Source organism: Halalkalirubrum salinum, assembly GCF_005543295.1.
Classification (GTDB): domain Archaea; phylum Halobacteriota; class Halobacteria; order Halobacteriales; family Haloferacaceae; genus Halalkalirubrum; species Halalkalirubrum salinum.
In genome coordinates, this window is record NZ_SRSG01000057.1 from 1 (window position 1) to 22,559 (window position 22,559).

Genomic DNA, 22,559 nt, shown 5'->3' on the forward strand with positions numbered 1-22,559 from the left:
CTCGCTGTTGAAGAACGAGAGATGGAAAACCGTCCAAACAACTTTATCGTTAGCGGTGGTTGGTTGAGCCAGCAGAATTTCCATAGGTGAATACAGCGCGCGAATCGGTTACTCGACAATCGTTCGGAGCGTCTCCTCGGTCAACAGCGTAGTAAATCCGAGCGCCTCAGTTGCCATCCAGCCGAGAAAACCGACGTACATTGCGAGGAGTATGTATCCCTCTTCGGTGCTGAGTTCGAAGTCCGTCGCAGCTAAAACCACAACGACGAGAGTGGTGTAGAACAAGAATAACAGCAACGGCACCGACGTGAGGAAATCGATGGATACACCGCCGGCGAGGATGACGCCGATGGGCAGCGCCGCAACGAGATTGAATGTGTTCGTCCCGAATACATTCGCGATCGCCGCCCGCTGGTCGCCGGCCTCGCCCATCTTCACGCCGACGAGCAGGTCGGGAAACGAACTCATCGCTGACAGCACAGTCACGGATATCAGGAACGGAGGCGCGCTGAGCGCGTCCGAGATCTGCAACGTCATGCTGACCATTGACTCGACACCAACGAGCACGATGACCAACCCGGCCACGAACAGCCCCACCTGCTTTGGAACATTTGTCGACTCCGTCTTCTTTTCCCCCGATGTGCCGCTCTTGCCACCGACCAATAAGACGACGTATACGCCGTACAACACTAGCAGGCCGATACCCATCTGTGGGGTGATCTGCGCGCGTTGCTGTCCGGCGGTTCCGAGGACGCCGAGCGCGATCACGCCGAAAAGGCCGAGAACGGCGACCGTGTAGAAGATGGCGTCGCGGTAGACGATTCCCTGTGTCGTCGTCGTGTCGCCGCTCGTGATCGCGACGGCACTCGGGATAACCAGGATATTGAACACCGCCGTCCCAATGAGTGCTCCGGCGCCGACGCCAAACTCGCCGAGTACAAGCACCGAGATAATGATGATCGCGAGTTCGGGAAAGGATGTCGCGGCCGCGACGATGAGTCCACCCTGGACGGCCTGGGAGACACCGAAGTGGTCGCTGATCTTTGATGTTGTCGACTCGACGATGTTCGCGCCTCTCCAAGTCAGCAGGAACCCAATCGTGCCCAATACGATCCAAACAGCTAGCGACTGATCTCCGATGAGCTCCTGAAATACTGTCACGTTATGCTTCTGTGTTTGTGGGTGATTATTGCTTTCGGAGGGCAAAAGTACATCGCCCCTGATTCAGGAGAACCTGTTTTTTCGCATCGGAAGTGTTCTGGTAAACTCATCCTCTGAATCTTGCACGCTGATCCTGTCGATTCTTAAGCACTTCAACAGAACCAAATCTGGATCTCGATCGCATATAATCCCGTATTTTTGTACCCGGAGACCGATCGATCGCGTATGAAAGACCGCGTTCGTGCGCACGTGTTCGTCTCAGGCACTGTCCAGGGAGTGTTCTACCGCGTGTCAACCCGCGATGCCGCTCGCGACCGCAAAGTCGATGGATGGGTAAAAAACCTTCCTGACGGCCGGGTTGAGGCTGTTTTTGAAGGTACTCGTGAGGCCGTCGAGTCGATGATCGAGTGGTGTCACACCGGCAGCGATCGGGCGATCGTCCAAGATGTCGAGGTATCGTTCGAAGAGCCCGAAAAGATCGACGGATTCGAAATTCGCCGGTGAAACCAGTCCTCGTCCACCACAGGCGAGACCGTCACCCGCCGAGGTACAGCTTCGAAACCTCGGGGTTGTCAAGCAACTCGTCGGCGACGTCCTCATAGCGGACGGTGCCCTGATCGAGCACGTAGCCGCGATCGGAGATTGACAATCCCTCCCGGGCATTCTGTTCGACCATCAGGATTGAGGTCCCGAGATCGTTGACCGTCCTGACGTTTTTAAACACGTCCTCGACGATCGACGGCGCAAGCCCCGCGCTTGGCTCGTCGATTAGAAGCACATCTGGCTCCATCATCAACGCTCGCGAGAACGCGAGTACCTGCCGTTGGCCCCCAGAGAGCGTCCGTGCCTTTGCGGCCTGCTTCTCTTCGAGAATCGGGAACCGATCATATAGTTCCGCGATTCGATCGTCGACGCCGTCCTCGCGAGCGACGCCGCCCATCTGGAGGTTCTCTTCGATCGACAGCGATGGAAACACGTTGTCCGTCTGGGGAACGTAGCCGACACCCATCCGCACGAGGTCTGCAGGTTCAGTCCCGCCAATCTCTTCGCCCCGAAGCGTGACCGAACCGGTCCACGGTTCGAGCAGCCCGAAGGCGGTCTTCAGCACCGTCGATTTGCCCGCGCCGTTCGGGCCGATCAAACAGACGATCTCACCCGCTTCGAGATGGAGGTTCAGATCGTCGAGGACCTGTATCTCTCCGTAGCCGCTGTCGACACCCGACAGCGACAACACCGGCTCTTTGGTCGGTTCTCGGTGAACGATCGTCGCGTCGTCTGCGCTCATGGGCTCCCTCCGAGATACGCCTCGATAACGCGTTCGTCTGATCTGACCGTCTCTGGCGTATCTTCCATCAATACTCGTCCCTGATCCAATACGATGATCGGATCGGCAATGCGCATGATGAAGCTCATGTCGTGTTCGATGATCAGGAAGGTCTGTCCCTCCTCGTTGAGCTCTTCGATGAACCCGGCGAGCTTCTTTGCGAGCGTCGGATTCACCCCTGCAACTGGCTCATCGAGCAGCAGAACGTCTGGCTCGGCCATCATCGCACGAGCCATCTCTACGAGTTTGAGCTGCCCGCCAGACAGCTCCGTCGAGGGTGCGTTTGCGAGATGATCGATCTCGAATCGTTCTAACATTCGCTGGGCATCCTCAAGGTTCGCGGTTTCCTCGGTTCTGACCTTCGAACCGCCGAAAAACAGCGGGAGAATTGACTCGCCTGATTGGCCCTGTGGACCGACCAACATCGCCTCCCGAACGGTCATGCCTTCGAGACGCCGCGGCGTCTGGAACGTCCGCATTAGCCCTGATCGGGCGATTTCATAGGGTTTCATCCCCGAGACCTCGGTGTCGTTGACGTACACCGATCCCGAATCTAGCTCGTAGAAGCCCGAAATGAGGTTGAACAGTGTCGATTTACCTGCACCGTTCGGGCCGATCATTCCGGTGATCGATCCGCGCTCGACGGCGATCGACACGTCATCGGTTGCGGTGAGCCCACCGAAAGACTTCTTGAGCGACTCCGTTCGTAACACAACATCGTCTTTGTCCAGATCTGCGCCGTCGTACGTCAATGAGAGTTCTGCGCTCATTCGTCAACACCTCGCTGTTCACGGGTCGCCTGCCGTTCGCGCGATTGAGTATCATCTGACGCTGCGCCCGGCCAAATCAGTTCCTCTTTCGGCGGCAAGAGCCCCTGCGGTCGGAACCGGATGACGAAGATGATTAATAGCCCGACTAACAGAAGCCTGACAGCCGAGACATTGAGCGTAATTCCCGGGATCGCTTCGAAGAGTGCAACGACGAGATCAATCTCGTTGAGGAACCGCGTCCCCTCCAAGATGGCAACGATCGTCACTGCACCGATAATCGATCCCCGATCGCTGCCGGTCCCGCCGAGGATGAGCGCGACCCAGACGTAGAACGTCTGCAGTGGTTCGAGTTCACCAGGATCGAGATACTGGAAGGCGTACATGTAGAACCAGCCCGCAACGGCCATCAGTACACAGCCGATCACGAACGCCTGCATCTTCATCATGTACGTGTTCTTTCCGAGCGCCTTCGCGAGGTCCTCGTCACCGCGGATCGTTCTGACGACCCGTCCCCACGGCGAGCGGTGAATCCGACGAACGAGCAGATACCCGACGAAGAGCATCCCCAAGATGACGATCGTGTTCCGCGCGGTTCCTATAGACGCCTCCGCTGAGAGCAGGCGGACGACTGGCTCAACCGGGAGCCACCCAAATAGCTCGGGCGCGCCGCTGATCCCTCTGCTGCCGGCGGTCCACTCTCGTTCGTTCAAGAACAACAGCCGGATAACTTCCGCAAATCCGAGACTGGCGATCGCGAGGTAGTCCGCCCGAAGTCGCAGTGTCGGGATACCGATGAGCACCGCGACGATCGCGGCAACGACGATTGCGACGACGAGCGCGATGACAGGCGACAAGAGGATATCGTGTGGCGATCCCGGTGAGGTGAGAAGCGCCGCAGCGTACGCGCCGATCCCCCAGAAGGCGATGACGCTGAAGTTGATGAGCCCGGCATATCCCCACTGGATATTGAGCCCGACGACCATGAAGCCGTACATGCCCACGAGTCCGAGGAGATACATCCCATAGTTGAGGCTCAATACGCCCACGCCCACCAGCAGCAAGAGGAACAAGACGAACACGCCGACTGCGGTGAGATCTAGCACGGAAACCCCGAGGTTGCCCGGTTCGATCCGGAGTCGATCGAGGCGATCTGTCAATCCAATATCGTCTGATTGCTGTTCGCTCATGTTGTATCATCCCCCAAGATACCGGTCGGTCTAACGAGCAAGATCGCGATCATGACAATAAACGCAACCGCAGCGTTGTACTGGGTTCCGACGAACGGGAGCGCAGCAGTCATTTCGAAGGCCATGCCGATCGTGAACCCGCCGAGCATCGCGCCGTAGACGCTGCCGATTCCGCCGAGAATGACCGCAGAGAAGATCAATAACAACAGTTCGAATCCCATTCGCGGACGAATCAGTGTATCCAGGCCGAGGAACACCCCGCCGGCGGCGGCCAGCACCGCACCAATCACCCACATCGCGAGGATAATCTCGCCGGTTCGGATGCCGCTCACCCGTGCAAGATCGGCGTTGTCTGCCGTCGCGCGCATCTTCCGTCCAAGCGTCGTGTACTGTAACAGAAGGTGCAAGCCAACGACGAGGATCGCGGTTATTGCCACTGTCACAACATCTCGCGGCGTGATCGCGACGCCCAGCGACTCGCTGACCCAGTCGATCCGCCCACTTCGCCCGATGTCGTACGTCTGTGGATCCGAGCCGAACCCGAGGATAAGCAGCGCCCGGTATGCGAGCGCGACTCCGATGCTCGTAATGAGGAGTTCGATCGACCCCGTGTCGAGCGGCCGATACACCAGATACTCCGTGATTACGACGAGAATCGCCGCTGCAGCCATACCGACGACTAGTGCGACAAAGAACCAGATCGGAAGGCTAAACAGGGTCGTCTCTAAGATCGCGGCGATCGATGGCGACACAGACACAGCTGTTTCGGGATTGAGCAGGTAGTCATTGACGCCGATCGCAACGACGAGCGCGCCGAATGCGCCCACGGCCATCGTATCACCGTGAGCGAAGTTTGCGAAGTTGCCGATGCTGTACACCAACGAGAGTCCGATCGATCCCAAAACGATCACGCTGCTGTAGACGATCCCGTTGACTACGAGTTGTAGTGTAGACACGTTTTAGCCTCCATATCCTGCATAAATGCCAGCCATCAGCGAATTAGGTCGTGAGGTAGTCACCGAAGACGTACTCGTGGTCCTCAACGGTGTAAATTTGGTAGAATCCCGGCGGATCGCCGTTCTCATCGAGGTCGACCGGTCCGCTGACGCCCTCGTAGTTCAGATCTGATGGGCTCCCACCGTCGTCAAGGATTGCTTTCGCTTCCTCGAATGTAAACACATCTTCGCCATCTGGACGAGTCACATCACGGACAACCTCCGTTAGCGCCTCGGCGGTGAACTCGTCTGCGGCTTCGATCGCGATCGCCGCGATGTGTAACGCATCGTAGGTGTATGCCGACCAGACCGTTGGCTCCTGGTCGAATTCCTCTTCGAATTGATCCTGGTACGACTGGTAGTTCTCCTGATCTTCGGGTGCGCTCTCGGTGATGCCCTTGAAACCGTCTTGGCTGCCGGGTTCGGTGTTTTCGAGGATCGAATCGGCGATCGTCGATTCCGCACCGTAGTATGCAACATCCTCGTTGTAGCCCGCATCGAAGGCCTGGTTGACCATCACCGAGACCTCGTCAGCGTACGTGAAAAACACCCACGCGTCCGCCTCGGTGTCGGCCATCTCTGAAAGCTCTCCGCGATACGAGGAGCCTTCCGGTTCGTGGGGTACGATGTATCGGAGATCGCCCTCGTACTCTTCTTCGAACACCGTCGACAGCGAGTCACGGTAGTCGTTGTTGATCCACGTGACCGCACAGGATTCGTGGCCGTCTTCGTACACCATCTCCGCGATGGCCGCACCTTTTGCCGCACCGCTTGGACTGGTCCGAAGGAGATCTGGCTCGGTACTCAACACCGCGCCGGTACTGTTTTGGCTGATGTGGACAACGCCAGCCTCCTTTGTGACACTGTTGTGAATTGCCATACTCGCTCCGGAGCCAACAGTGCCGATGAGCAGCGGTACCTCGTCTTGATTGACGAGTTTCTGTGCTGCGTTAACCCCGCCTTGATTCGACGTCTCATCGTCCTCGAGAAGCACTTCGAGTTCGTCTCCGTCGCCAGTACCAACCGCGTTGATGTCCGCCAAGGCGAGTGCCATCCCACGTTCGTTCCGTTCGCCGTACGGCGCGAGTGAGCCGGTGCGAGAGTCGATCATTCCGATTTCGTAGGTCGTATCGTCATCACCGTTGCCGTTTCCGCCATTGCCGTTCCCGCCATCATCGTCGCCATTACCGTCGTCACCGCCGTTGCCACCGTTGCCACCGTTTCCGTTGCCACACCTTCGAGACAGCCGGCGATCGACAGCGCAAACGTGGTTCCTGCTGCCGAGAGCATTCGACGGCGGTTCACTGACTTCGTGTCATCATTAGACATGTGTTACGAGCACTCATTATAAATTAGGGTCGATATATGTGCCCCCGTCCATGGGAGGGTTCCGCCGTCTGGTGGTCTCGAGCAACGTACGAGCGCACTAAGGGTCGAGAAGCTTTGCTTCGGCTTTTCGCAGGTGTTCGAGGAGCGTTGTCTTCGAGATATCGAGATCGGCAGCCAGTTCGCGCGTTGATGTCTCTCGGGGCCAGTTGTAATATCCCTCCTCGCGTGCGTGTTCAAATGCCTCCCGCTGGGCTGGCGTGAGCGAGTCGACCCGCTGTTTCCGACTTGACGACGTTGTGGTGTCGGCGGTCATGATCGAAGTGACAGTCACCTCAGCTGGAGCGTGTTCGCGCACCTGATCCAGAGACGGTTCGATCTCGCTGCGATCGCCCATGAAACACACTTGCCATTCTTCGGAGCCATCTTCAATCCGGACGGGTTCGCTGTGGACAAAGCCGTTTTCTAAAAGCGTTGGACACACCATATCGTCGGGATCGTACTGCAAAAAGAACTCCCGGACGATGTTACCCGGAGCGTTTCTCGCCCGACCGAAGCGTTCCTGGAGTTCGTGGACCTCACCAGATCGATCGGAATCACGGATAATATCCAACAGCTGCTCGACCTCCTCGGTCGTCTCACCAAACGCAGTAAACAATCCGTTCACCTTCGTCTCGTTCTTTGGGGCACTCTTTGGGGTATTGTACACCGCGTGGGCCAAAATGCCGCCGTCCACCTGTTCTGTCGCCTCGATCGCCCAGCAGTTTGGGTGCCATAGATCAAGCGTCAATCGTGTCTGGCCCTGTCCATGGAACGGTTCCTGCGCCTTGCTCATGTGTGGTGTGAAGTCGTCCCGCATACAAATCTGTTCCCGTCCATGGTAGGGAATGGGCATTTGTCTCTGACACGAAAACGAATGGGTATGGCAGAAACCTTCACACACTACATCGCAGGAGAATGGGACGACGGCGACGGCACAGAGACATTCGAGAGTGCGAACCCAGCGACGGGCGAGACGCTCGGGACGTTCGAACGTGGAACTGAATCTGACATCGATCGGGCAGTTGCTGCCGCCGAGGATGCGTTCGAGGAGTGGCGATCGCTCTCGTACATCGACCGCGCGGAATACCTGTGGGACATCTACCACGAACTTCGCGATCGGACCGACGAACTCGGTGAGATCGTCACCAAAGAGTGCGGTAAAGAGATCTCGGAGGGTCGGGCCGACGTGATCGAGGCATACCACATGGTCGAGTGGGCCGCCGGCGACGCCCGCCATCCACAGGGCGACGTCGTCCCCTCAGAGATCCCGAGCAAGGACGCATACATGCGCCGAAAGCCTCGCGGCGTCGTCGGCTGTATCACACCGTGGAACTTCCCGGTTGCGATCCCGTTTTGGCACATGGCGGTCACGCTCGTCCACGGCAACACCGTCGTCTGGAAGCCCGCTGAACAGACACCGTGGTGCGGACAGATCATCGCCGAAATGTTCGATGACGCCGGGATCCCTGAGGGCGTGTTCAATATGGTTCAGGGCTTCGGCGACGCGGGCGCGTCGATCGTCGATGATGAGCGCATCGAGACGGTGCTTTTCACCGGTTCCGCAGAAGTCGGCCACGAGGTCGCCGCAAAAGCTGCCCAGCAGGGCAACAAGCTCGCTGCCTGTGAGATGGGCGGCAAAAACGGGATCGTGATCACCGCAGAAGCCGATATGGACACCGCTGTCCACTCGGCGGTGATGTCCTCATTTAAAACGACCGGCCAGCGCTGTGTGTCCTCCGAACGACTCATCGTGCACACGGACGTCTACGACGAGTTCAAAGCGCGGTTCGTCGAGGTCGCCTCAAACGTCGCGGTCGGCGATCCACTCGATGAGAACACGTTCATGGGGCCGCTCATCGAGCCCGAACACAAAGAGAAGGTCCGCTCGTACAACGATCTCGCCCGCGAGGAGGATGTAAACGTCCTCGTCGATCGGACCGACCTCGATCCAGCAGAGATCCCTGACGGCCACGAGGATGGCAACTGGATTGGACCATTCGTTTACGAGGCCGATCCGTACGCAGACCTCCGTTGTACTCACGAGGAGGTATTCGGCCCCCACGTCGCGCTGTTGGAGTACGACGGCGACATCGAGGAGGCTGTCGAGATCCACAACGACACCGAATACGGACTCGCAGGCGCGATTATTTCTGAGGATTACCGAGAGATAAATTACTACCGCGATCGCGCCGAGATTGGTCTTGCCTACGGGAACTTACCGTGCATCGGTGCGGAGGTGCAGTTACCATTCGGCGGCGTCAAAAAGTCCGGCAATGGCTACCCATCCGCGCGTGAGGTGATCGAAGCCGTCACCGAACGAACCGCCTGGACGCTCAACAACTCCTACGAGATCGAGATGGCCCAGGGGCTGTCCGCAGACATCAAAACGAAAGACGAGTAGTACCGATAGCGGCCACTCCAGTCACCACATGACTGCGGAGTGTCGCCACATTATTTTTCTACGTACGGTGAAATCACGACGCGAAGCCCGTCGTCGTACGCCGTGTCGATCGATACGTCCCACCCCTGGGTCCGCGCCAGCGTACGGACGTTCGGCAGGATCATTCCCGCTTCGGCGTTCGGCACCGCGGCGTCGTAATCAAAGTAGCTCTCCGGATTGTTCTCCCCAATCGAGCCCCCGTCATACGTAATCAGTATCTCGTTGTCGTCGATTGTCAGATCTACTGACGAGGCGTTGTTGTACGGCGCGAACTCGAAGACGTACTCGAAGAGATCCTCAACGCGAGGTGGATTTACCGACACGGTTGCAGTGCCGTCGATCGAGAGCGAGACATCGGCGGCGGTTTTTTCGAATGTCGATCGAGCAATTGCTGCCAGATCAACCGGCTGGGTCGAATCGGCACTTTGCCCGTATCGGGCGACCGTCTCGAGATCCTCAACGGTGTGTTCCATCCGACCGGCCGCAGTTGAGACAGTGCCGAGTGCTGTCTGCGCCTGCGGAACGTCGCCGCTGTCGAGTGCGTCACCGGCGACTGACACCCAGCCCTCGATGACCTGCAGACTGTTGAGTAACTCGTGGCGTAACGCGCCGGCGAAGCCCTCCAATTGGTCGTTGTGCCGCTCGAGTTCCCGGCGGTAGCGTTCGGATTCGGTCACATCGCTGAGGACGATGAGTTGGCCGATCGTGCTCTGTCCAAGCGAAAATGTGGTATCGCTGGCAAGGTAGTATCGAGTCTCACTATCGACGGACTTCGAGAGGATCGATCGCTCGGACCGACAGGCAGCGTACACCGCTGGAAGCGCGTCTTCGAGCGGCTCACCGATCGACTCTACGAGCTCCGGAAACAACGACTCAGCCTGGCCATTGTACTCACGGATGCGATCGTCTCTGTCCAGGTAGATAACCGGCTCGTCAACGTCCTTCGTGAGCTGTGCGGCGAAGAACCGATCGCTAAAAAAGTAGACGGTGCCGATCGCGAAGATGGCGACGCCGATCGGTTCGTAGTTGATATCAATAACCATGGGGCTCGCAAAGCCCGAAATGTCGAAGACGACTGGTAGTGCTGTCACGCCGACGAGCGCAGCGAGCGGCCGCGTGTCGTAATCGGCTTCGAGGAACAGCTCGTAGATCATAAAAAACCCGACGCCGGCGAAGACGTACGAGATACCCGTGATGATCCAGTGGAGCAATCCGTGCTGGACCGTCAGGTGCGTGAACGGCATCGTCGTGACCTCGGTCGTAAAGTATAGCCCATGGATTGGGTTTGTCAGCTTGATAGCCACGATGCCAAGATACAGCCCAACAGCAAACCGACGGTACATTGGCGAGGTGTGGAATGATCGGCCCGTATACGCCGAACAGAAGTACAACCACGCGCCGATCGTTGTGAGTCCGACTATTAGACTCAGCGAATATAGTGCATAAGCAACTCCTGAGTCGGAAGCTAATAAGAATCCAGTGAGAAGGCCAGCCCATCCACCACTTCCGACGAGCAGTCCGACAAATCCAATACGCGTATCGCGGTCCTCAATACTGATCGCACGGCGCAGCGTAATCGCACAGGCTACAGTCGTCCCCGCAAATACACCGACATAGACCCAATATGAAATGACTCCTGATACGAGAGACATGTACGGACAGGGTGTCAACCAAATTATTTAGATGTTGTTTTTTCAGCAAATGCGATCGATTCGGCCGATCGATGTGGCGGGGTGTCGACCACATCGAGTTCTGCGAGTGCAAGCCCGATCACGATGGCTTCAACCATGTCTCTCGATTCTGTGTAGGGATCGTCCCGGTTTTCGATTACGCCCAGGCTCCGTTCGAGCAGCTCAGTTTCTTGTTTGGTTTGATCGGGTTCGTCTTTCGTCGCGCTCAAAAGCGCCTCGAAGTCCTCGCGCAGCGAGAACGACGCGTGGGCGACGTTACACCGCGACAACGGATGCATATCCATCTCCAAGGCGAGTTCAGTGACGAGTTCCCAGTCATCCGCACAAAACTGCAGGGTCACTGGGCCAACAATGTCGCGCCACGCGATCGGGCCGCTGTTTTTCATCAACGTGACCGCCCGGGGCGGCACCTCAAATCGGCTGACAGTGTCCTCATTTCCGCACAGACAACACGGCGTCTCAGTCCGCCCAGCGTACATACCAATAGTTGGGATTCGATGAATATGTGCCTTCGGTTTGCTGGACCGGATCGGTCCAAGCGACCCCTCCGTACTCGCTGTATCGGTTCACTCGTGCGCCCAAGCAGGTGCCTTGTCGGGGTGAACAATCTGCATCGGCAGTCCGGCGGCGTCGATCGGGGGATCGGCCGGAACCGATCGCTGCTCGTAGCTTCCAGCGGCAAGCAAACACAGTGAATCGACGATATCGTCGCGAGCGACATCCTTGCGATAGGTGCGGTCGATCGTGCGCTCGTAGGCGGTGTTCGCCTCCGAGAGGTGTGAGTCAACGACAAACAGCCGTGCGCGACGACCCCGATCGGTCGACTTCGAGAGCGCAATTGGAAACCAGCCGTTCAGCGCAGCAAATGCCAGTTCCGGGTGGCACTCGGCGATCGTTTCCCGAGCCCCCGCGATAGTGCGACATAGCGTATCGACCTCCGCGATCTTCGGCGCAATGTTCCACACCTGTTTCTGGAGTCCGGTGTCGGCTTCAGTCTGTGACAGTTCGTTGGCTTCCTCGTAGGAAATCGAGCCGTCAGCGGCTGCCTCGACGACTGGACGGATCGGCGCAGGAAACACCGAAACGCCGCGCGTTCCGAGCAACGATCGCGCCTGCACGTCACACTCTCGCTGGCCGTGCTCTGGGAGGCCAATCGGAATGTCCACGAGTATTCGATCGGCCGATGAATGGGTCTCCCACAGCGCGTCGATTGTTGGATAGACAGCCGTCTCGATCCGCTCTGAATGGGATGGGGAGGTCCAAGCGGCGATCCAGCCGCCAGCGCAGCCGTCGACCCCGACGACGTCGCTCACTGCTCAGGTTGTGGGGCTGCCAGCCACTCATCCGCCCAGCGTTCGATCTCGTCGAATACCGGACAGAGCGATCGGCCCTTTTTTGTGAGGCTGTAGTACGTCGCCACGGGCGCGTCTTCCTCGAGGCGGCGATTGACGAAGTCCATCTCCTGAAGATCATCGAGCACCCGCGAGAGTGTCCGCGAACTCGCATCGGTCGATCGTTTTAGTTCGTTGAATCTTTTTTCACCGTCCTGGAGGTCGTGGAGGACGACCAGTCGCCACTGCGAACCGATTTGTCCGATGGAGTCGACAACCGCACACGGCCCGTCAGATTCTGCCTGCAGTTCCTGTGAAGACATGGGTGTTACCTGGTTACGCTATTGTCCGCAAAGCGATATATAGGTTCTGGTCGTATACCAGATTACACGATGTTACCAGAAGTTGTGGTTACCGATGTATCGACCTCCGTTCACCTGCTCCAAAGCGGCTTCAATGCAGGACTCAGCGGAGAGGCGTTCCTCCTTGCGCGGTTGCTATTCGGTGGTGTCCTCGTGTTCACGGGACTGAACCATTTCATGAACACCGATGCCATGGCTGGCTACGCGGAAATGAAAGGCATTCCCGCGCCGACGCTTTCGGTGGTTTTCACCGGCGGAATGCTCGTCTTTGGCGGGATCGGGATCGCCGTAGGAGCCCTTCCAACGCTCGCAGCAGGGGCTGTTATTGTCTTCCTATTGGTGACGACGCCAGCCATGCACGCCTTTTGGGCAGTGCCCGAAGAACAACAACAAGATGAAATGACGGCATTCCTCAAGAACGTCGCCATGCTCGCGGCGGCGGTCAGCTTCCTCGCAGTCAGCGGGGCTGCGTGGCCGTACGCGATCGGACTCAGCCTGCTCTGAAACGGTATTGAGCCGACTACTGATTTTTACTATTATGACCGAAAGAACCTCCCGTGAAACCCAAACGGCGTAACGTGCGGCAGCCTCGCTCTAGCGAGTTCGGTGAGTGACTCTGCGTCAAACACGAGGAGGATCGATCGCTCTGTCCGGGTGTCGAGCGCTGGTGCAAGCACAACGCCGTCGTCTTCGGCGGTCCCTTCAGGGCGCGGTACCATCCGTGGTTCTTCCACGTAGACGCCCCGCTGCCACCACTCAGTTGCAGTTTCGGCGTTCGCATCGATTTTGACGAGACCATTAGCACCCCGGCGATCGGTGGCCTGTGCGTACGCGTACTGGTACGGTTGTGCTCGGACAGTTTGGGGGACTGTCGGCAGTTCGAGGCCGCCGTCGTAGCGCCGCGATCGGGAGACGCTCACATCGCCGAGGGTGATTCGGAAGCGATCGAACCGGCCCTCTGGTGCCCCGGCGAACGCGTCTTTGGCCAACGACTCGAACGACAACGCCGAGACGATCTCGTCATCTTCGAAGGCAACAAGATCAACGACCAGCTCTTCGCCGTCCTCAAAGGCGTTGATATGGTGGAACACAAAGAACGGGTCAGTCCGGGGCTCGGCGACGACTGACCCGCTGTCGCGATCGACCACGATGAACCGAGTCTGGCGATCCTCGTCATAGTCGAGAAGGTCAAATAGGCCTGCAGAAAACGGCGATAGCGCGCGCCAGATTGCAATCCGAAGCGGTGTCTCAACGAGGATGATATGGTTCTCTGTGACCGCACAGTCGTGGATGTATCCCGGCCCCTCCGCGCGAATCGACGCGATCGGTTCACGGACAGCAGTCCCGTCAGGAACTCCATAAAGGTGATACTGATGTGGACGGCCAAACGTTGTCGAGTAGCCGATCGTTTCCTCACGGAGGGGATTCCGTCGGAAGTGCGCGGTCGTCATGTGTTCGGCAATATCGTCGCGCCAGCGGAACTCCCCGATTGTCTCCAGCGTCTCCGGATCGAAGGCGATCCGCCGCGGCGCTTCCGTCAGCGCGACGTAGTGGTTGCCAAACTGCGCAACGTGGACGTTCGCGTTGTCGGTCGATTCGGGCGGTCCCAGCGATCGGATCCACCGCGCAATCGTCCGGAGAGACCCTCCACTAGTAGCGAACTCGCCCGGTCCATCGGCTCGATCGGCGTTTTTGTAGGCGTCTGTCCGGAGAAATCGGTTCGTGTAGCGGACCGTTCCGTCTTCAAAGCCGTAGCGACGGATCATTGCGAGGCCGTCGAACCAGTGGGTTGCGCGCTCGCCGCCGAACTCGAAGCGCCCGGGACCGTTTCGGATTAACGCACCCGAGAGCCACTCAGGGATCGTTCCCTCAACGGGGAGAGGGCAATCGGTGACCTCCGCGTCTTCGTCGATCGATCGAAACCCGAGTTCGTAGGCGCTGTCCGTCGACTGGTGCATGATGGTTGTTGCTGGCGCCGAGACATGAATACGTCGCCGCAAGAAGCGAATCAGCGGCCGGTCGCTCAAACGAGGGTACCCTTAGTAACATTCGTGTCACTACCAAACTGACAGGTTCCAAAGGGCTAACACCCGCAAGCGACAATATCGGATATGAGTGAGGCGCCACCCACGACCGGGCTGCACCACGTGACGAACATCACCCAGGACATGGACGAGGTCGTCTCGTTTTATGAGGACGTGCTCGGCTGGCACACCGTGAAACGAACTCAAAACTACGATGACCCCGGGACAAAACACTACTACTTCTCGCCAACTCCGGGCGGCGAGCCGGGAACAAACGTGACGTACTTCGAGTATCCAAACTCGCAGGGAACACCCGGCCCTGGTGCGAGTCATCACTTCGCCTTCGGTGTCGAAGACGAAGAGACGCTACAGGAGTGGCAAGACCACCTCCAAGCGCACGGCGTTCGGGTATCAGAAATCAAAGATCGGACCTACTTCAAGAGCATCTACTTCAGCGATCCAGACGGTCTCGTGTTCGAACTCGCGACGATGGGTCCCGGGTTTGGGTACGACGAGGACGAACCGGGCACCGCCGAGATTGACCCCGTTGAGAAAGGCTACGGGAACTAAATGGACGGTCCACCAACCGCGTTCGGCTCGCCGTACCGCCTCCTGTCGACGGCCGTTACACCGCGACCGATCGGCTGGATATCCACGCGGAGTACCGACGGCATCGATAACCTCGCGCCGTATAGCTTCTTCAACGTCGTCGCGGTCGATCCACCAGTCGTCATGTTCGCGCCGGTTGGCAGCGACAAACTGAAAGACACTCCCAGAAACGTCAAACAGACCGAAGAGTTTGCGGTCAATGTCGTAACCGAACGCGTCGTTGAGGCCATGAACGAGACGAGCGCGACGCTGTCGGCCGGCGAGAGCGAGTTCGATCGCACCGGGCTCGATCGCGGCGAGTCGGTCCGCATCGACGCCCCACACGTCGCCGATGCCGCTGTCGTATTCGAGTGCACCCTCTACGAGTGGCTTGAAGTCGGCAGCTCGGTGTTGATTCTCGGCGAGGTCGTACACGCCCACGTCGACGATGATCAGCTAACGGACGGAAAGATAGATATCGACAAACTAGATACGATCGGACGGCTCGCTGGGAGTCTCTACACGAAAACCGGCGATCGGTTTGCTATCGAACGACCACCCTGACTGTATCTCCAACGATCGAAAATATATAAGGGACCTTGGTCGATATCGGTAATTAATATACGATCGCTGAAAGGTTTAAATCCGAGGGATGTGCTACATCGTGACAAGATGGCTGATGATACCCGACCGACGATGAAAGAGGTTCGACACACAGCACCCGACGGCGTCTGCGCAGACAGCGTCTGGCAACGAGGCAAGAGACCGGCCGACGACTAAAACTGATCTTTGCCGCGTGTGTTTTGTTCGACCGCAGAGTGGTTGCTCTTGACCGGGCTAGAGTACGAGGATCTGTACCAAGACGAGCACTGTAAGCATAAGCGATAGGGCTGCAATCCCGTAGGCAAGCGGCCCATATGTGGCCGGATTGTCCGCTTCCAGCGCTGGATTGCGGAGCCGCAGTATCCCCGTCGCGACGATCGCGAGCCCAGTTCCCGCAAGCGCGATCGCTCCGATTGCAGAGCCATCACGGAATCCGATCGCGGCCTGGATGAGTAAGATTGTACCGCTGTACAAGAAACACGCGGTGACAAAGCGAGCGGGTGCTATCACAATGAGTATGTGATACTGGCAAAATACCCAGTAGTGCTTCCCAGATCTGATAGCTGGCACCGCAGGCTTATTTATCCCGACAGTGGATCGGCGTGTAATGATTGCAGTCGATGGACTTCAGAAGGTGTACGGCGATTTTGCTGCCGTCGTTGGGAGCACCTTCTCGGTCGAATCTGGCGAGATTCTGGGTATCGTCGGGCCGAACGGAGCGGGGAAAACCACGACGCTCAAGATGATCGCCGGGCTGATCGAGCCAACTGAAGGAACCGCCACCGTTGCCGGCTACGATGCGAGCGATCCGGAGATGCGCCAGACCCTCGGCTTTTTGCCCGAGGAATCGCCGCTGTACGAGGACATGACGCCGCGATCGTACCTCCGGTTCTTCGCAGATCTCTACGATGTCCCGCGAGAGGCGGCGATCAATCGGGCGATGGACACCCTCGACAGACTGGAACTCGAACACCGCGACCGGCGGATCGGCGATATGTCGAAGGGAATGAAACGAAAGGTGGCGATCGCTCGATCGCTCGTGAACGATCCCGATGTTGTTATTTACGACGAGCCTGCAAGCGGGCTCGATCCGTTGACGACAAACACGGTCCTCAAGTTCACCCGTGAGCTCAAGGCGTCCGGGAAGACGGTGATATTCAGCGCACACAACCTCTATCACGTTGAGAGTGTCTGCGATCGAGTCGTGATTATGAACGAAGGACAAATCATCGCCCGTGGAACCGTCCACGAACTCCGTGAGACCTATGGGAGCCGCGAGTACCAAATTCGAGCGGATGTCAGCCCGTCAGGCATCGAAGCGGCGGACACGACAATCCGTGGCGGCAGCCTCGAGCACCTATTTACTGCCGACACGATAGCCAAAGCAGACCAGATCCGTGAAACGATTGACGCCGCCAACGGAACAGTACTCGATTTCCGAACTGAGGAGTCCACGCTCGAAGCAATCTTCCTCGAACTGACCGGTGAGCCGATGGCCGGCTCCAGACAGATCCAAGACACTGCCGCCGACCTGGAACATCGGGGGGCAGCCGGTGAGGCATCGTGACGGACGTGCTCGATCGTCTCAAAAACGCAATTGGTAGTGCTCGTCGCCGCCTCGCGTCCGTGTGGCGGATCGCCCGCTGGGAGGCAAAACGAAGCGTTGGGACGATCGATCGCCGGACCGCTGCGTTCGGTGCAATTATCATCGTGCTTACCGCCGCAGTCGTCGGCTCAGTTGCAGTCGCCGGCTCAGCCGGACTCGCGATCGACCGAGACATCTACCGGGTCGGCGTCGACGCTGACAATCCCTACTATCCAGTTGTTGCAGAGAGTAGCCAACTGGCGCCCGCAGAGCCGAACCAGGAAGCGCTCGCGACTGGCGATCTTGACGTGCTCATTAATCACCCTGGCGAGGATGTCGTAACGTGGTACGTCGCAGAGACTGAGAAGGGTTCGGCCGCACACAGCACCCTGGTGACTTCGATCGATCGGTACAATGAGCGGCGAATGGCCGACGAGCCGAACGAATCCGCAGCGTATCCGGTTCGCGTCGATCTACAGTACGTCTCGCGACAAAGTGATGCCACGACACCGGGTGGATCAGACGACGGCACACAATCGGATCGCGCAGCCGAGGGCGGTTCTGCCGACACGGCTGAGGGGACGGACACGTCGGACTCGTCCGGTGATGGGACAGCAGGTGCCGCCAGCGACGAGGATCGCTCGACCGATGATTCGACCGGCGGATCGATTCCCTCGATCGGCGGGCAGGCATTCGGCGGCTCTCAAAGCGGGTCGCCTGCGACGATTCAGCCGCCGTTTCCGTTCGGCTCACTGTTATTAGCGTTCATATTTCTCGTTCCGATGAACTTCGTGATTCAGGCATACGGCGGAACGATGCTGAACGAGCGGATCAACCGACGCGGGGAGTTACTATTAGTCGCCCCCTTGGCACGGACGACGATTATTGCGGGCAAGACGCTGCCGTACCTCCTCGCTGCGATCGTCCTGACTGCGATCATTGCCGCAGTTGTCGGTGGCGGATTGTTGTCCGTTCTTGCGGTGATTCCGATCGCGCTTGGGTTTCTCTCGGCGACATTCGTCGCAGCGATGATCGCCCGCTCGTTCAAAGAACTCACATTCGTGACCGTGACGATCGCCGTGCTCGTGACAACGTACGCGTTCGTTCCGGCGATCTTCACGAACGTGACGCCGATCGCGTTGATTTCGCCGCTGTCGATCGTCGTAATGGATCTCCAAGGTGAGGCGGTGTCGATCGGCGAGTACCTCTTTTCGACTGGCCCATTCTACGCTGGCTCGGCTGTCCTGTTCGTACTCGGGTCGGGGATCTACCGCGAGGAGGATATGTTCACCCAAAAGCCGATCCCAGCGAAGGTCATCGATGCGCTCAACGCCCAGCTGTCAGGCTACGCCTCTGTCGGGCTGTGGACTGCGCTTTTCGTACCGTTCGTTTTCACAGCGGAATTGCTCGCAATTGCCATTCTCTACGTCGCGCCGATCGAGCTGTCGATTCCGGTGTTGTTGGTGACGATCGCACTCATCGAAGAACTCGCAAAGAGCGTTCACGTGTACGCCGGCTACGCTCGATCGCGGTTCGAACGCCGACTGCCTGTCACGGTTGGACTCGGAATCGTGTCCGGTGTTGGCTTCTTTTTGGCCGAGAAATTCACGGCGATCGCCCAGGTCGTTGGGCTGCCAGAGCTCGCGATCGGGCAGGCAGCATTTGCGCCAACTGGCCTCACGCCAACGCTCGCGGTTGGATTACTTGCCGCGCCATTGGTATTGCATACGGTTACCGCGACGATCACGGCGGTCGGTGCACGGGACGGTCGGCTCGTCTACGCCAGCGCACTCGTTATTGCGACGATTGTCCACGCGGCGTACAACTACGGCGTGGTGATGCTGTATGCGTAGCGACAGCAATCGCCGGCCGCCTCGACTGACGATTGCCCGCCGGGAGCTCCGGATGTTGACCGCAGAGAAAACGATCGTCCTCGCGCTTGCGATCCAACTGTTCGTCGCGGCATTTTCGTCGTTTCTCGTCGTCGGCCTGGTGTCGTTGTACGATCCAACCGGCGCAGACGGCTACCAGATCGAGGCTGCGGTAACCGGCGACGCCGCAGACGAATTACTTGCGGCCGCGAGCGAGCACGAACGGATTGAACCGACTGCGTACAACGATCTCGCTGCCGCGCAGTCAGCGTTCCGAACAGGGCAGGCAGACGTCTTGTTCGTCGCAACATGGGAGACAGACCCAGATGCGACTGCCGATCGGCTCCGAGTGACAACGTCGGTTCCCGAATCAAACGTCGAAACGACGATCATCGTCGCAGAAACCCGGACGCTGCTGCAGACGGTCGAGCGCGATCTCCGCGACGATCGGGCAGCGTCCCTCGAAAGCCAGCCGCTACAGCCGCTCGGCGAGCGTGAAGGTAACCCGTATTACGACTTTACGTATACGGTGTTGGTCCCGCTATTAGTGCTGTTACCGGCGTTCATTAGCGGCTCGATCACGGTCGACTCACTCACAGAGGAGGTCGAACGTGGGACTCTCGACGTGCTTCGAGTTGCCCCGATCACACTCACACAGATCGTCGATGGCAAGGCCGCGGCGGCGATCGTGATCGCACCGCTCCAGGCGATTACGTGGCTGGTGTTGATCACGCTCAATGGCACGCCGGTCGCAAACCTCGGCTGGCTGTTCGTCCTCGCGAGCGCGCTCGCGATCGGGATCGTCTCCATCGCCGTCGGGACAGCACTGCTGGCAGCCGATCGACGAAGCGCGCAGTTACTCTACGCGGTGAGCGCCATCGCGCTCTTTGCAGGGACGGCAGTACTCGCTGACGGGCCGACAAACGCCATCGCACGGCTGGCGATCGATAGCGCAGACACCACAATTTACGCCTCTGTTGCGGTGGTGGTGGCCGCGGCGATCGTCGCGTACGGTGGGGTTCGGGTGATTGTCTCCAGAGTCGATCCAAACGAACTATGAATTTGCACTGCTGACGCTGTCTGCCAGTTGTCGATGTGTGGGGATTGTCGTCAAATAGTAGCGTCTGACGATCGCTGCAAGCGCCAGTGTGTGAAGTTTGCTGCAAACCGCAGCGTGTTGAGACAGCGGTCAGTCGGCGATCTCGGGCGGCGCAGCCATCTCGACGTCCCCGCTGAGCGTGCGCTGTGGGAACGGAATCTCAATGTCTTCCTCGTCGAACCGCTTTTTCACCGAGGTGACGTACTCCGCACGGATCTTGACGAAATCCGATCGGTTCGGATTGTCAACCCAGATTCGCGACTGGAGGCCGACCGAAGAGTCTGCAAGCTCTGTGAGTCGGACCGAAGGTGCCGGATCTTCGAGGATCTCGGGGTGTGCTTCGGCCTCTTCGACGATAATTTCGCTCGCTTTGTCGATGTCGTCGCCGTAGCCGATGCCAAAGAGGAATTTCAGCCGGAGTGTCTCCTTTGCGACCGGGTTTTTGATGACGCCGTCGGTGAGATTCGAGTTTGGGACAGTGAGCAGTTCGTTGTCGAAGGTTCGAACGCGGCTGACGCGAAAGCTAATGTCCTCGACGATGCCAGAGTGGCCGTCCCATTCGATCCAGTCGCCGATCTTGAACGGCCGATCGGCGAAAATGAAGATACCCGCCACGAAGTTTTTGATCACGTCCTGCAGAGCAAAGCCGATCGCCAGTGTTGCCGCCGCGGCGATCGTCGCCACCGACTGCAAGAGGTTCCCGAAGCCGGCGGCGCCGAAGGCGATTCCGAGTCCAATGAAGACGACAATAACTGTCGTGATCTTCTGGAGCGGACGACGAGCGTGCGGCTCGAGACCGTAGCGGTTGAGGAATCGATCGACGATTGGAATGATAACGATTTTGCCGAAGAGGTAGATCGCAAACAGTACGACGAGGAACGTTACTCCAGCGCCGATAAGATCCCCAAACGGGACACCGAACTCGAGTAACACCTCGCCGAGTGGTGTGCTTGCCGTCGACGGATCGACTTCCGTCGGGTCAACCTGCATCGGACTCCCGGCCATTAGTGCAACACCGCCGTGTTGCCACGGGTTTCGATCAGTTCGGCACTGACTGCGTCGGCGAGCTCACTCGCCAGTTCATCAACAGTCGTTCCACCACGGGCTGCCCGGAGGAACTTGACTTTCACGAGTTTGCGATCGTTCAGCTGGTCTTTCAGTTCGTCTGTAACCGCGTCGATGCCTGCCTTCCCGACCCAAACGGTGACGTCGAGGTCGTGGGCCTCCTTGCGGAGTGCTTCCTTGGTCATACACCACGATACTAGGCCGACGTTGTTGTACTTTCGGGATTTGTCTCGATCGCGAGGTGTTAGCCCGTAGCGATCGACACAGTACAGTTCGGTTTACACTCGATACGGGTACCGCTTCGTCGCACCGCAGTCACAGCGGACAACAACGTGGCCGTCTTGAAGCCGGATACGGGCGTTGCGTCCAGGCCGCAAAAAGACGTCACAGTCATCGCAGGTGAACCGCTTGAACCGCCGAGGGAGTCCGCAGCGGTTCCGTTCGGCCACCCGCCGTGCGAGTCGCACGTACTCGCGCGATCGATCGTACTCGCCGTCAATCGACGCTTGGCGGGCCAATTCGGCAAGCCGGTCTATCCGCTCTTCGGCGATCGTCATGCGCCCACACAGTCTGTAATCCACATCGGTACGTCCGATCGGATCAGTCGTCTTCGAGTGCGTCGGCGATCCGGCGAAGCTCGCGGTTGGCGTCGCGGACCTCGTCGCGGAGCTGTCTGACCTCACGCACGAGCTCTTCGTTGTTAGAGCCGCCCTCCTCGGGGCCGCCTCTTCCGCCGGGACCGGCACCCATACCACCGGCTCCGCCTGGGCCACCGCCCATCATGCCGCTCATCATCTGTGCAAACGGATTGCCACCGCCACCCATGCCACCAGGACCACCTGGACCGCCGCCCATCATTTCCTCGGGACTTGGCGAGCCGCCTTCGCCACCCTCCTCGCGTTCTTTGGCGCGTCGTTCGCGGATCTCCTCAACCCGCTCGCGGAAGGATTTCTCTTCGCCGTCGTCGGACTCTCCGGCAGTCTCTTCGGGCTCTGTAGAAGTATCCTCAGCTTCGCCAGTTGATGCGTCACCCTCGCGATCGTCAGCTGGATCGTCTTCAGCCATACGAGCGGGTTCGGCCGGTAGCCGGAAAAC

Annotated in this window: 24 protein-coding genes and 1 pseudogene; 8 read left to right on the plus strand and 17 right to left on the minus strand. The window is 58.6% G+C overall.

The features are described from left to right. Positions 1-108: 108 nt before the first annotated feature. Complete coding sequence (locus E5K03_RS14315; protein ID WP_138007479.1) at positions 109-1,161, minus strand: sodium:calcium antiporter; 1,053 nt, start codon at positions 1,159-1,161, stop codon at positions 109-111. Between the two features lie 225 nt (positions 1,162-1,386). On the opposite strand from E5K03_RS14315, the gene E5K03_RS14320 reads away from it, so the two are divergent. Further along, a complete protein-coding gene (locus tag E5K03_RS14320; RefSeq protein ID WP_138007480.1) occupies positions 1,387-1,665 on the plus strand; it encodes an acylphosphatase in 279 nt (92 codons plus the stop codon). Positions 1,666-1,696: 31 nt separating this feature from the next. Here E5K03_RS14320 and E5K03_RS14325 read toward each other — a convergent pair whose 3' ends face one another. The 6 genes and pseudogenes from E5K03_RS14325 to E5K03_RS14355 form a co-directional block, all read right to left on the minus strand. Next, positions 1,697-2,446: an ABC transporter ATP-binding protein gene (locus E5K03_RS14325; protein ID WP_138007481.1), complete on the minus strand. Its 750-nt coding sequence runs from the start codon at positions 2,444-2,446 to the stop codon at positions 1,697-1,699. Further along, a complete protein-coding gene (locus E5K03_RS14330; RefSeq protein WP_138007482.1) occupies positions 2,443-3,255 on the minus strand; it encodes an ABC transporter ATP-binding protein in 813 nt (270 codons plus the stop codon). Before E5K03_RS14330 ends, E5K03_RS14325 begins: the two co-directional genes overlap by 4 nt. Further along, on the minus strand, positions 3,252-4,442 hold the full coding sequence (locus E5K03_RS14335) for a branched-chain amino acid ABC transporter permease (protein ID WP_138007483.1): 1,191 nt from the start codon (positions 4,440-4,442) through the stop codon (positions 3,252-3,254). The genes E5K03_RS14330 and E5K03_RS14335 overlap by 4 nt, the downstream gene beginning before the upstream one ends. Then, positions 4,439-5,398 (minus strand): branched-chain amino acid ABC transporter permease, encoded by a 960-nt coding sequence (locus E5K03_RS14340; protein WP_171006708.1) that lies wholly within the window; start codon positions 5,396-5,398, stop codon positions 4,439-4,441. The genes E5K03_RS14335 and E5K03_RS14340 overlap by 4 nt, the downstream gene beginning before the upstream one ends. 43 nt (positions 5,399-5,441) lie before the next feature. Continuing rightward, positions 5,442-6,742 (minus strand): annotated as a pseudogene (locus E5K03_RS14345) (ABC transporter substrate-binding protein). Between the two features lie 121 nt (positions 6,743-6,863). Continuing rightward, entirely contained in the window at positions 6,864-7,598 is a 735-nt protein-coding gene (locus tag E5K03_RS14355; RefSeq protein WP_138007486.1) for a helix-turn-helix domain-containing protein, read from the minus strand. An 87-nt stretch (positions 7,599-7,685) separates the two neighbouring features. Between E5K03_RS14355 and E5K03_RS14360 the strand changes: the two genes are divergently transcribed. After that, complete coding sequence (locus E5K03_RS14360; RefSeq protein WP_138007487.1) at positions 7,686-9,206, plus strand: aldehyde dehydrogenase family protein; 1,521 nt, start codon at positions 7,686-7,688, stop codon at positions 9,204-9,206. Positions 9,207-9,256: 50 nt separating this feature from the next. Here E5K03_RS14360 and E5K03_RS14365 read toward each other — a convergent pair whose 3' ends face one another. The 4 genes from E5K03_RS14365 to E5K03_RS14380 form a co-directional block, all read right to left on the minus strand. Further along, positions 9,257-10,897 carry a histidine kinase N-terminal 7TM domain-containing protein gene (locus tag E5K03_RS14365; protein WP_138007488.1) on the minus strand — a complete coding sequence of 547 codons (1,641 nt, stop codon included), beginning with the start codon at positions 10,895-10,897 and terminating at the stop codon, positions 9,257-9,259. Positions 10,898-10,920: 23 nt separating this feature from the next. Then, complete coding sequence (locus E5K03_RS14370) at positions 10,921-11,415, minus strand: hypothetical protein (RefSeq protein WP_138007489.1); 495 nt, start codon at positions 11,413-11,415, stop codon at positions 10,921-10,923. An 87-nt stretch (positions 11,416-11,502) separates the two neighbouring features. Beyond that, positions 11,503-12,249 carry a DUF429 domain-containing protein gene (locus E5K03_RS14375; protein ID WP_138007490.1) on the minus strand — a complete coding sequence of 249 codons (747 nt, stop codon included), beginning with the start codon at positions 12,247-12,249 and terminating at the stop codon, positions 11,503-11,505. Further along, entirely contained in the window at positions 12,246-12,590 is a 345-nt protein-coding gene (locus tag E5K03_RS14380; RefSeq protein ID WP_138007491.1) for a winged helix-turn-helix transcriptional regulator, read from the minus strand. Before E5K03_RS14380 ends, E5K03_RS14375 begins: the two co-directional genes overlap by 4 nt. A gap of 69 nt (positions 12,591-12,659) precedes the next feature. On the opposite strand from E5K03_RS14380, the gene E5K03_RS14385 reads away from it, so the two are divergent. After that, positions 12,660-13,133 carry a DoxX family protein gene (locus tag E5K03_RS14385; protein ID WP_138007492.1) on the plus strand — a complete coding sequence of 158 codons (474 nt, stop codon included), beginning with the start codon at positions 12,660-12,662 and terminating at the stop codon, positions 13,131-13,133. A gap of 32 nt (positions 13,134-13,165) precedes the next feature. On the opposite strand, the gene E5K03_RS14390 is transcribed toward E5K03_RS14385, so the two are convergent. After that, positions 13,166-14,587, minus strand: a complete 1,422-nt coding sequence (locus E5K03_RS14390) for a carotenoid oxygenase family protein (RefSeq protein WP_138007493.1) — start codon at positions 14,585-14,587, stop codon at positions 13,166-13,168. A 153-nt stretch (positions 14,588-14,740) separates the two neighbouring features. Between E5K03_RS14390 and E5K03_RS14395 the strand changes: the two genes are divergently transcribed. Together E5K03_RS14395 and E5K03_RS14400 are read left to right on the plus strand one after the other, a co-directional pair. Continuing rightward, entirely contained in the window at positions 14,741-15,223 is a 483-nt protein-coding gene (locus E5K03_RS14395) for a VOC family protein (RefSeq protein ID WP_138007494.1), read from the plus strand. Then, a complete protein-coding gene (locus E5K03_RS14400) occupies positions 15,224-15,805 on the plus strand; it encodes a flavin reductase family protein (RefSeq protein WP_138007495.1) in 582 nt (193 codons plus the stop codon). A gap of 273 nt (positions 15,806-16,078) precedes the next feature. Here E5K03_RS14400 and E5K03_RS14405 read toward each other — a convergent pair whose 3' ends face one another. After that, the gene (locus E5K03_RS14405) at positions 16,079-16,354 is read right to left on the minus strand and encodes a hypothetical protein (protein WP_205743011.1); all 276 of its coding nucleotides are present in this window, start codon (positions 16,352-16,354) and stop codon (positions 16,079-16,081) included. Positions 16,355-16,451: 97 nt separating this feature from the next. Here E5K03_RS14405 and E5K03_RS14410 point away from each other — a divergent pair, with 97 nt between their 5' ends. From E5K03_RS14410 to E5K03_RS14420, 3 genes are read left to right on the plus strand one after another with little or no spacing between them, the layout of a single operon-like run. Continuing rightward, entirely contained in the window at positions 16,452-17,411 is a 960-nt protein-coding gene (locus E5K03_RS14410; RefSeq protein ID WP_138007496.1) for an ABC transporter ATP-binding protein, read from the plus strand. Continuing rightward, on the plus strand, positions 17,408-19,282 hold the full coding sequence (locus E5K03_RS14415; protein ID WP_171006709.1) for an ABC transporter permease: 1,875 nt from the start codon (positions 17,408-17,410) through the stop codon (positions 19,280-19,282). The genes E5K03_RS14410 and E5K03_RS14415 overlap by 4 nt, the downstream gene beginning before the upstream one ends. After that, a complete protein-coding gene (locus tag E5K03_RS14420) occupies positions 19,275-20,360 on the plus strand; it encodes an ABC transporter permease (protein ID WP_138007497.1) in 1,086 nt (361 codons plus the stop codon). The genes E5K03_RS14415 and E5K03_RS14420 overlap by 8 nt, the downstream gene beginning before the upstream one ends. Positions 20,361-20,489: 129 nt before the next feature. Here the strand turns inward: E5K03_RS14420 and E5K03_RS14425 are convergent, their stop codons facing one another. From E5K03_RS14425 to E5K03_RS14440, 4 genes are all read right to left on the minus strand, one after another. After that, positions 20,490-21,404, minus strand: a complete 915-nt coding sequence (locus E5K03_RS14425; RefSeq protein WP_240730041.1) for a mechanosensitive ion channel family protein — start codon at positions 21,402-21,404, stop codon at positions 20,490-20,492. Continuing rightward, positions 21,404-21,649 (minus strand): YhbY family RNA-binding protein, encoded by a 246-nt coding sequence (locus E5K03_RS14430; RefSeq protein WP_137198805.1) that lies wholly within the window; start codon positions 21,647-21,649, stop codon positions 21,404-21,406. Before E5K03_RS14430 ends, E5K03_RS14425 begins: the two co-directional genes overlap by 1 nt. Positions 21,650-21,742: 93 nt before the next feature. Then, entirely contained in the window at positions 21,743-22,021 is a 279-nt protein-coding gene (locus E5K03_RS14435) for a ribonuclease P protein component 4 (protein ID WP_138007523.1), read from the minus strand. A gap of 43 nt (positions 22,022-22,064) precedes the next feature. Then, positions 22,065-22,529, minus strand: coding sequence for a hypothetical protein (locus tag E5K03_RS14440; protein ID WP_138007498.1), 465 nt, complete (start codon positions 22,527-22,529; stop codon positions 22,065-22,067). Between the last annotated feature and the right edge of the window lie 30 nt (positions 22,530-22,559).

Excerpts from the sequence above, each read along its gene's own strand:
- E5K03_RS14320 (WP_138007480.1), top strand. The coding sequence starts at position 1,387 with ATGAAAGACCGCGTTCGTGCGCACGTGTTCGTCTCAGGCACTGTCCAG.
- E5K03_RS14325 (WP_138007481.1), bottom strand. The coding sequence starts at position 2,446 with ATGAGCGCAGACGACGCGACGATCGTTCACCGAGAACCGACCAAAGAG.
- E5K03_RS14330 (WP_138007482.1), bottom strand. The coding sequence starts at position 3,255 with ATGAGCGCAGAACTCTCATTGACGTACGACGGCGCAGATCTGGACAAA.
- E5K03_RS14335 (WP_138007483.1), bottom strand. The coding sequence starts at position 4,442 with ATGAGCGAACAGCAATCAGACGATATTGGATTGACAGATCGCCTCGAT.
- E5K03_RS14355 (WP_138007486.1), bottom strand. The coding sequence starts at position 7,598 with ATGAGCAAGGCGCAGGAACCGTTCCATGGACAGGGCCAGACACGATTG.
- E5K03_RS14360 (WP_138007487.1), top strand. The coding sequence starts at position 7,686 with ATGGCAGAAACCTTCACACACTACATCGCAGGAGAATGGGACGACGGC.
- E5K03_RS14365 (WP_138007488.1), bottom strand. The coding sequence starts at position 10,897 with ATGTCTCTCGTATCAGGAGTCATTTCATATTGGGTCTATGTCGGTGTA.
- E5K03_RS14370 (WP_138007489.1), bottom strand. The coding sequence starts at position 11,415 with ATGTACGCTGGGCGGACTGAGACGCCGTGTTGTCTGTGCGGAAATGAG.
- E5K03_RS14380 (WP_138007491.1), bottom strand. The coding sequence starts at position 12,590 with ATGTCTTCACAGGAACTGCAGGCAGAATCTGACGGGCCGTGTGCGGTT.
- E5K03_RS14385 (WP_138007492.1), top strand. The coding sequence starts at position 12,660 with ATGTTACCAGAAGTTGTGGTTACCGATGTATCGACCTCCGTTCACCTG.
- E5K03_RS14390 (WP_138007493.1), bottom strand. The coding sequence starts at position 14,587 with ATGCACCAGTCGACGGACAGCGCCTACGAACTCGGGTTTCGATCGATC.
- E5K03_RS14395 (WP_138007494.1), top strand. The coding sequence starts at position 14,741 with ATGAGTGAGGCGCCACCCACGACCGGGCTGCACCACGTGACGAACATC.
- E5K03_RS14400 (WP_138007495.1), top strand. The coding sequence starts at position 15,224 with ATGGACGGTCCACCAACCGCGTTCGGCTCGCCGTACCGCCTCCTGTCG.
- E5K03_RS14410 (WP_138007496.1), top strand. The coding sequence starts at position 16,452 with ATGATTGCAGTCGATGGACTTCAGAAGGTGTACGGCGATTTTGCTGCC.
- E5K03_RS14420 (WP_138007497.1), top strand. The coding sequence starts at position 19,275 with ATGCGTAGCGACAGCAATCGCCGGCCGCCTCGACTGACGATTGCCCGC.
- E5K03_RS14425 (WP_240730041.1), bottom strand. The coding sequence starts at position 21,404 with ATGGCCGGGAGTCCGATGCAGGTTGACCCGACGGAAGTCGATCCGTCG.
- E5K03_RS14430 (WP_137198805.1), bottom strand. The coding sequence starts at position 21,649 with ATGACCAAGGAAGCACTCCGCAAGGAGGCCCACGACCTCGACGTCACC.
- E5K03_RS14435 (WP_138007523.1), bottom strand. The coding sequence starts at position 22,021 with ATGACGATCGCCGAAGAGCGGATAGACCGGCTTGCCGAATTGGCCCGC.
- E5K03_RS14440 (WP_138007498.1), bottom strand. The coding sequence starts at position 22,529 with ATGGCTGAAGACGATCCAGCTGACGATCGCGAGGGTGACGCATCAACT.